General features: G+C 46.1%; 1 protein-coding gene and 1 pseudogene. Both read right to left on the bottom strand.

Annotated elements, in window-relative coordinates; genetic code table 11:
* Positions 1-225, bottom strand: a pseudogene (locus IRQ95_RS21930) (type VI secretion system tip protein VgrG); the annotation flags it as partial.
* A gap of 146 nt (positions 226-371) precedes the next feature.
* Positions 372-785 (bottom strand): Hcp family type VI secretion system effector (locus tag IRQ95_RS21925; protein ID WP_194439913.1); only part of this gene is annotated, 414 nt, incomplete at its 5' end.

The raw sequence follows: 785 nt of genomic DNA, 5'->3' as shown, positions 1-785 counted from the left end.
CTCGCCATCGATACTCATCATCAGGTGAGCGGGTTTATCCACTACGTCCTGCACCGCAATGCTGGATTGTCGACTCGCAAGCTCGATTTTGTAGCGAAAACCAAAATAGGGTTCAGCGCCATCCCATAATGATTGCGATAAACACTCTTTACCTTGGTACCCCGACACCACAAAGGTCTCTTCGGGTAATCCTTCCACATTCAGAGTAAACGTTAGCTTAGCCATCCATTGCGCCTTCTTTGCCTTCTTATATACCCAAGAAACCTCAACGTTTTTCTAAAGTCACTTGGGTATATATGCAGAAACCAGCGCCAGAGTTCCCTCTGCCACTGGTTGTACTGAACATCAAATTCTGATCATTCAGACGAGGATTACGCCTCGATTGGACGACGCCAGTCATCTGAACCAGATGTACCTGCGTTTACGTGATCCCACGTAATCTTACGATATGCAAGTGATACCACTAGGTTTTGCGTGAAGTCCGCCTTTGCTGGGTCTTGACAGTGTGGCATTTCACACTGAATGTCGACGATAGACGCATTTTCTAGGCGAGTAGTAAAGAAGTTCTCTTGTTTACCTTCTAGTGACGTGCGATACCATTTTAGTTCCACGTTGCTTAGCTTCTCACCTGATGCCAATGCGTTGTACAGTAGTGGTACAGCTTTGTTTAGAGAAACCGTAAATTTGAACGGCTTATGCACACGTTGACCAGAAGGCTGACCTGATTGTGGGTCAGTTGGTACTGTTACTACGTGGTCGAATTGCTGTACTAGCATCTCATCTTC

It is taken from the genome of Vibrio fluminensis (assembly GCF_015278125.1).
Lineage (GTDB): Bacteria > Pseudomonadota > Gammaproteobacteria > Enterobacterales > Vibrionaceae > Vibrio > Vibrio fluminensis.
Note: the sequence above shows the minus strand (reverse complement) of the source record. Positions and strands in the feature narration are given on the sequence as shown.